Origin of the sequence: Duganella callida (genome assembly GCF_004614165.1) — a bacterium.
Classification (GTDB): domain Bacteria; phylum Pseudomonadota; class Gammaproteobacteria; order Burkholderiales; family Burkholderiaceae_D; genus Rugamonas; species Rugamonas callida.
In genome coordinates this window covers 50,119-57,721 of the sequence record NZ_SPVG01000210.1, presented here as the reverse complement: position 1 = coordinate 57,721, position 7,603 = coordinate 50,119, and the positions used below count along the sequence as shown (strand labels likewise).

The 7,603-nt window shown below is 68.2% G+C and carries 4 protein-coding genes and 1 pseudogene; 2 read left to right on the top strand and 3 right to left on the bottom strand.

All coding sequences use genetic code 11. The features are described from left to right. Nucleotides 1–2,497: pseudogene (locus tag E4L98_RS21215) on the top strand (hypothetical protein); the annotation flags it as partial. Nucleotides 2,498–2,511: 14 nt separating this feature from the next. Continuing rightward, nucleotides 2,512–4,197 carry a GNAT family N-acetyltransferase gene (locus E4L98_RS21210; RefSeq protein WP_167761403.1) on the top strand — a complete coding sequence of 562 codons (1,686 nt, stop codon included), beginning with the start codon at nt 2,512–2,514 and terminating at the stop codon, nt 4,195–4,197. A gap of 13 nt (nt 4,198–4,210) precedes the next feature. Here E4L98_RS21210 and E4L98_RS21205 read toward each other — a convergent pair whose 3' ends face one another. Genes E4L98_RS21205 through E4L98_RS21195 form a run of 3 tightly spaced genes read right to left on the bottom strand, consistent with a single transcriptional unit; the run spans nt 4,211 to nt 7,598 of the window. Next, entirely contained in the window at nt 4,211–5,278 is a 1,068-nt protein-coding gene (locus E4L98_RS21205) for a polysaccharide deacetylase family protein (RefSeq protein WP_135203532.1), read from the bottom strand. Then, nucleotides 5,275–6,396 carry a GNAT family N-acetyltransferase gene (locus E4L98_RS21200; RefSeq protein ID WP_167761402.1) on the bottom strand — a complete coding sequence of 374 codons (1,122 nt, stop codon included), beginning with the start codon at nt 6,394–6,396 and terminating at the stop codon, nt 5,275–5,277. The genes E4L98_RS21205 and E4L98_RS21200 overlap by 4 nt, the downstream gene beginning before the upstream one ends. Beyond that, complete coding sequence (locus E4L98_RS21195; protein WP_135203530.1) at nt 6,393–7,598, bottom strand: DegT/DnrJ/EryC1/StrS family aminotransferase; 1,206 nt, start codon at nt 7,596–7,598, stop codon at nt 6,393–6,395. Before E4L98_RS21195 ends, E4L98_RS21200 begins: the two co-directional genes overlap by 4 nt. Between the last annotated feature and the right edge of the window lie 5 nt (nt 7,599–7,603).

The window sequence follows — 7,603 nt, the reverse complement described above, 5'->3', positions numbered from 1 at the left end:
CGGCGCCGGCCGCGCGCAAGGCCGCCGACACGCCCGCCGCCACCCGGCAGCAATGATGGCCCGGCTGTTCAGCAAACTGCTGGCGCTGCTGCTGACCGCCCTGCTGGTCGGCGCCGCCGCCGTCTATCCGGCCGACAAGCGTCTGCTGGCCGGGCTGCTGCTGGCGGTCGGCGCCGTATTGCTGTACCGCCCCGGCCTGTGGCTGCTGCTGGCGCCGGCGCTGCTGCCGCTGCTGGACTTCGCGCCCTGGACCGGTTCGATCTTTCTGGAAGACCTGGACCTGCTGCTGCTGCTGTGCGCGGCCGTCGGCTACTGGCGGCTCGACACCCGGCCGCCGCTGCTGGCGCTGCCGCCGTGGCAGCGTGGCCTGCTGGTGCTGCTGATGCTGTGCGTCGCCATCAGCACGTGGATCGGCCTGCAGCCGCTGCCGCCGCTGGACGCCAACGCCTTCACCAACTACAACAGCCCTTACAACAGCCTGCGCACCGCCAAGGGCTATCTGTGGGCGCTCGTCCTGCTGCCGCTGATGCGTCGCAGCGCCGCCCGCGATCCCGACTGGCTGATGCGCTACTTCGTGCCGGGCATGCTGATCGGGCTGGCGGGCACCTGCCTGGCCGTGCTGTGGGAACGCAACACCTTCCCCGGCCTGCTGAACTTTTCCGCCGACTACCGCCCGACCGCGCCATTTTCCGCCATGCACACCGGCGGCGCCGCGCTGGACGCCTACCTCGCCATCAGCCTGCCGTTCGTCCTGTTCTGGCTGCACGACGCCCGCAGCCATGCCGACCAGCATCGCGCGCGCACGCGGCTGGTGTCGGGACTGCTATTGCTGGCCCTGGGCAGCTTCGCCGGCTTCGCCCTGTTCTCGCGCGACATCTATCTGGCCTATGGCGGCGCGCTGGCCGTGGTGGCGCTGCTGTCCTTCGGCCATCGGCTGCGCGGCGACAGGATCAACTGGCGCACGGTACTGGGCGCGGCCGTGGTGCTGACCGTGATCAGCTTTGCGCTATACCGCGTGTTTGCCACCGGCGGCTACCGTGGCCTGGCGGCGGCGCTGATCGTGCTGGCGGCCGCGCTGGTGCTGGCCGGCACGCCGGAACGGCCGAGACTGTCCGCCGCCGTGATCGGTTTCACGGTGCTGCTTTGCGGCATCGATCTGGCGCTGACGTATGGCGGTGTGGTCAAGGGCGCCTACCTGGCGTTCGGGCTGTCCGCCACGCTATCTGGCCTCGGCGCCGTCCTGCTGTTCAGCGCCGTCCCGGCGCTGCGTTCGCGCGGCATGGCGCTGGCGATGGCCGCGGCACCGTCGCTGGGTTTGAGCGCGGTGCTGGTGGCGGTCCACTGGGGCGGCGTGCGGGCGGCGCCGGACAGCGTGCTGCTGGTCGCCATCGCCGCCGGCCTGGTGCTGCTCAACCGCGGCGGCGCCGGTCCGCTGCTGCGCCTGGATCGCCAGACCACGACCGCCGCCCTGTTCAGCGGCATCGTGCTGGCGATGCTGATTCCGATCACCAGCAGCTACTACTTCACCGAGCGCTTCGCCACCGTCGGCGCGGACGCCGGCGTGCGCCTGCGCCACTGGAATGAAGCGGTGCTGATGATGCAGCCCGACCTGGCCACCACCGCCTTCGGCATGGGTCTGGGCGCCTACCCGCGCACCTATTTCTGGAAAAACCTGCATGGCGAAATCCCCGGCAGCTACAGCTATCAGGACGAGCAAACCGAACACGGGCGCTACCTGCGGCTGGGCACGGCGCGCTACGAAGCGGGCTACGGCGAAGTGCTGCGCATGTTGCAGCATGTGCCGGCGCGCACCGGCGGCCGTTACAGCCTCAGCTTCGACCTGCGGCGCAGCAGCGCCGACGCCGTTTTCTTTGCCGGCGTCTGCGCGCGCTGGCTGCTGTACCCCGAAAACTGCGCCTACCCAAAACTCAAACTGCGCGCGCCCGATGGCCAGTGGCAGCATTACGAGGTGGCGCTGAATGGCCAGATCTGGCCGGCCGCCACGCCGACCCAGTTCGAAATGGCGGTCGATGGCAAACAGGGCTACGCCGACGTCGACAACCTCAGCCTGCGCGACCTCGACAGCGGCGCGGAACTGCTCAGTAACGGTGGCTTCTCGGCCACCAGCAATCACTGGTTCTTCAGCAGCGACCGGAACCACTTCCCCTGGCACATCAAGAATTTCTATGTCAACAGCTATTTCGAGTTGGGCGCGGTCGGCGCCGCAGCCCTGGGACTGTTGTTATCGGCCAGCTTCGCCAGCCTCGCCATGCGCGGCCTGAATGGCGACAGCACCGCGACGATCGCGCTGGCCGCCATGGCGGGTTTTCTGCTGGTCGGCCTGTTCGACAGCCTGTTCGACGTGCCGCGCCTGACGCTGGTGTTCTTCATGGTGCTGTACGCCGCCAGCCTGCGACCGCAACGTGCGATGGCCGCGTCGCCGCGGCGGTCGCGCCAGCGCCGGCGGCTGCACGTGGAAGCCGCGGCCGATACATGATTTCGGGAATGACCATGATGCCCATCGACTATCTGGAAGGAACCGCGGCCGCCGCGCTGCTGGAAGATGCCGGCTTCCGCGCGGAATGGCGGCAACTGCACGCGCGCGTGCCCGAGGCCAGCGGTTTTCAGACGCCGGGATTTGCCCTTGCCTGGTACCGCAGCTACGCCGCCGACTGGCGCCCGGTGCTGCTGCTGCAACGCGCGGCGGACGGCACACTGGCCGCGCTGTGGCCGCTGGCGCATGACGGCGACGGCGCACTGGTCCATGCGGGTCAGCATCAGGCCGAATATCACGGCTGGCTGTGCCTGCCGGAACTGGAAGCCGGATTCGTCGCCGCCGCCTGGCGCTGCCTGTGCGCGCGCCTGTCCTTCGTCTCCCTGCGCTTCAAATACCTGCGCAGCGCGCGCGCGGCGGCCCTGCTGCGGGACGCCATCGGCGCCGATCGCGTGCTGGCGCGCGGCTGCCCGCGCCCGCTGATGCGGCTCGATGCCGCCGAAATCGCCGCCTCGGCCGCCAAGAAAAGCAACAAAAGCCGCTTCAACCGCCTGAAAAAATTGGGCGAGCTGAGCTTCCGGCGCATCACCGACATCGCCGAGCTGGAGCGGATTTTCGACGAGCTGATACGCTATTACGATTTCCGCCAGTCCGCCATCAACCAGACCGCGCCTTTCCGCGAGGATCCGCACAAGCGCGCCTTTCATCTGGCGCAGTTCGCGCTGGCCGGCGACCAGTTGTGCGTCACCGCCAGCTATCTGGATCAGCAGCCGATCGCCGCCTTCTGGGGCACGCTGAGCGGCAAGACGGTGCACCTCGGCATGCTGATTTCCTCGCCCTTCCTGGCCGAACACTCGCCCGGCAAGCTGCACCTGATGCAGCTGTCGGACTATCTGGTCCGGCAAGGCGTCGAAATGCTGGACCTGACGCCAGGTGGCGACGCCTGGAAAGAGCGCTTCGCCAACAGCCATGACGAAGTGTTCGACCTGATGCTGTACCGTCAGGCCGGCGCGCGCCGCAGCGCGGTGGCGAAGCAGGTCATCGCGGCCCGTTTGAAAGCGGGCTTGGGTCAGGTCGGCATCACGCCGGCGCAGGTGCGCGCCTGGCGCGACCGGCTAAGCCGCATCAATGTGGGCAGCATCCGCCGCAAGCTGCAAAGCCGGCGCGACTTCACGCGCGAATACCGGGTCTACCGTGCCGAGCGCAGCCTGGTCGATGCCCTGGCGGCGGATGGCCAGGTGCGCGTCAACGCCATCGACGATCTGCTCTGTTTCGAACCGGGAGAGAGCTGGCAATCGCGCGACGCCTATCTGTCGAGCGCGCTGGAGCGGCTGGAAGCCGGCACCCAGGCCTACACCATTTGCGTCGACGGCCAGCTGGCGCACAGCGGCTGGATGTCGCGCCAGAGCGCGTCCTATATGACGGAAGTCAAGCAGCAGATCGAGCTGCCGGAAGGCAGCGTCACGCTGTACGATTTTTATTCGCATCCCGACTGGCGCGGCCGCGGCTACTACCGCCTGACGCTGAGCCGCATGCTGCGCGACGCCTTCGCCAGTCCGGCCACGCAATATGCCTACATCATGGTACTGGCCGACAACGGCCCGTCGCGCCACGTCATCGAGAAGCTGGGCTTCGCCTTCCAGGCCGCGTATTTCCTCGAGCGCCGCGGGGGCCAGGAGCGCACCTGGCGGCAGCCGGCCTGAGCCGCTCCCGCGCTCAGGCGATCGCGGGGGCCGGGGCGGTTGCGCGCGCGCCGCGACGGCGCAGCGCCCGCAGCCACTCCAGCACCCCGCTCATTTCCGCCTCGAATTCGATCATGGCGACATCGCCGCCATCCAGGAAGCGCGGCAGGTAATAGCGGCTGCGCTCGTCCACCGTGCGCACCAGGCCGGGCTTGCAGGTGGTCGCGGAGCTGAGGCCGGCCCGGCGCAGCGTCTCGTGCGCCGCGCCATCGTATTCCCCGCTCGGATAGCAGTAATGGCGCGGCGCGGGCAGGCCGAGCGCCAGCACGTGGTCATGACACAGCGCGATGTCGGCCGCATTGCGTACGGCATCGCCCGGCTGGTAGCAATGCGCGTGACCGTGCGACTCCACCGCCATGCCGTATTCGCGCACCGCCATCAGTTCCTCGGGACGCATCAGGTGGAACCGGCGCGATGCCAGGTCCAGCTGCTTGCGCGGGACGCCGATAGCGGCGGCAAAGCGTTCGATTTCGGCCGGCAGCTGCGCCGGCGCGGGCGCGGATGCCTTCAGCCAGCGGTCGCCGGCGTCTGCCAGCCGGCGCTTGCCATCGGCCGTGCGCAGATCGTAATCGCCGTCCAGCTCGCTGCTGAAGCCTTGCAGGTGCACCGGCGCCACCGGCGCCTTCCACACCGCGTAGCGCAGGCTGACGTCGGCCACCGGCACGCCCTCGCTGAACATCTTGGTGACCAGGTATAGCACCGGCGTGTGGCGGTATTGCTGCATCAGCGGAATCAGCCTGGCGCCGCTCGAATACCAGCCGTCGTCCAGCGTGATCGTGACCGGAATCCCGGCAACGCGTGTGCCTGGCGGCGTGACGATCGCATCCAGCGAGCTCGGCACGAAACCCTTGCGCTGCAGCCAATCCAGGCGCCGGGCCAGATGATGGGTGGTACAGAACAGCTTGGGATTGAACAGGTGTTCGTCGCCAATGCTGCCGCCGTGGTAGCACAGGATGCGGTGAGCGTCGCGCGTCATCACCCGTCCGAGCGCGAACAGGCCACAGAATTTCATCGCATGCAGGACCAGCCGTTTCAGATTCATTGCTTCAACCCTTGCTTGGTGGTGGGAACGGTGACCGTCTGTCGCCAGCTGCGCCAGCGCTGCAACCACAGCTTGGCATTACGCGCCGCAATCTCGCGCGCCAGCCCGATCAGGCCGCGCGGCGAGCGCGGATTGTAGGCAATGATGCCCCAGCGTTCGCGACGGTGCGCCATCCAGGTCTTCTTGTACGCATCATCGCCGATCAGATAGTCGATTTCCTTGACGCGATCGACATCGATCACCTGTTCCATCAGCAGCGCGGTCACCAGCGTGCCGGCCGCATACTGTTTGTAGTCTTCGTGATACGCGACCTTGTAGATCGCCGCCCGGCCGTGCGCCACGATCCACACCTGCGCCGCCACCGGCACGCCCTTCAGCCGCGCCAGCCCCAGCCGCAACTGCCCCTGACGCGCACAACTGCGGATCAGGCCCGGCATGAAGCCGGCATACGGCTCCGGCCGTTTCCAGCTGCCGGCGTAGACCTGCTGGTAGGCCTGAATCGCCTGCTCCAGCGTCGGGCCCGCCGTCACCAGTTCCAGCACGCCGCCGTCGGCCGCGAATTTCTTGCCCATGCGCTTGACCGTGCTGCGCAGCGAACCCGAGCGCGCGGCCAGATATTCCGCCCAGCTCGGCTCGGCCAGATGGTACCAGTTGCCGTGGCAGAAAAATTCATAGGGCAGCCAACCGGCCAGGCGCAGCGCGCCCAGCAAGATGCGGTATGGATGGCCGTCGAGATCCATTGGCGACAGGTTGAAACTGCCCAGCCAGGGAAACTCGCGCCGCAGGGTATGCAGCAGCGGCAGCAGGTCCGCGGCTTGCAGCGTCGGGTCCATCACCGGCTGATACAGCGTCGTGTAGAAGTTGCTGAGGCTGTACAACTGCCAGCCGCCCGGCGCACGGCGCGCCAGCAGCGGCAGCACCGCGCGCACCGTGCTGTCGGTACGCAGTACGTAAAAGCGCACGCCGGCATCGCCGCTGAACACCGTCTGGCACAGATTGTCGTACCAGGCCGAGCCGAATTCGACGTTGTCCTGCTCGGCGCGGTCGAGGAAGGCGCGCACGTCGGCCGGCAGCAACGCCGCCGACGCCAGTACCTGTACTTGATGCGCAACGCTCACGACAGCACCCGCGCAACAGTCGAAGTCAGCCATGTCATCTGCTCCGCGCTTAAACCCTGGTGACACGGCAGATGCAGCAGGCTCAGGCGATAGCGGGCGCCGACCGGGCAGTCGGACAGCGCCATGTTGTCCCAGCGCCAGACCGGTACACCCGCGCGTTTCAGCGCATAAAACTGCGGTTCCGGATCGGCCAGCAGCAAGGGAAACATGTAAGGCGCGCAATCGTCCGCCAGCGTGGGGTGCGGCGCGCGCGCAGCGGCCAGGTGCTGCACCGCCTGCAGCCATTGCCGATAATGCTGGCGGCGTGCCTGTGCCACCTGTTCGACGTCGGTGCGGCGCATGATCCAGCGCGACAGCCGCAACCCGCCGACGCCTTCCAACTCCGGCCGATACTGCGCCGACGGCCGCTGCCGTCGCTCGACGCTGTGCACACCTCGGCCCCCGCCTGTCGCGTCGCCGCCCACAGCCGTGGCTTTGCCAGTCATGGCCTTGGCAGCACCGTACACGGCCACTGGCGCACGATGCGCGGCCCGGTTGCGGACCCAGGCGTCGCGCAGCCCGCGCAGCTCATCTCTCCACGGCAAGGCGCGTGGCGCCAGCCCCGCCAGCCGCGCCGGCGGTCCCCACAAGATGCCGCCATCTTCGCACGCAAAGAATTTGTACGGACTGCCGACCAGCAGCACACCGTCGGCCACGCCCGCGCGCACGCGCCGCGCCGCCACCTGCCAGGCGTGCGAACAATCCTCAATCAGCGTGGCGCCGTGCGAGCGGCACAGCGCCAATAGCTGCGCCATCACGGCGGGCGGTTGTTCGATGCCGAAATAATGCGGCACCAGCACCGCCTTCACCGCGCCGTCGGCGGCGTCCAGCAGCGCGCGCACCTGCGCCAGGTCCGGCACCAGATGCTCATCCGTGCCGTAACACCGGAAGCCGGCGCCCAGCGCCAGCGCCGGATCGACCATGGTCAGGCAATGATAGGCTGGCGCCAGCAGGACAGCGCCCTGCCCCACGCCGGACGCCTCCAGCGCCGCATGCAGCGCGTAGCGTCCACGGCTGTAGTGACGTACGCCGGGACCGTCGAGCAGCTCCGATTCGCCAGCCGGCGACCAATGCAGATCGGCCCCGCGCCAGGCCGGCAGCACCGGCGCGCCGGGGATGGGAAAATGGCACGGTGTCGGATCGAAATGGTGAAAGTCAGCCATGAGCA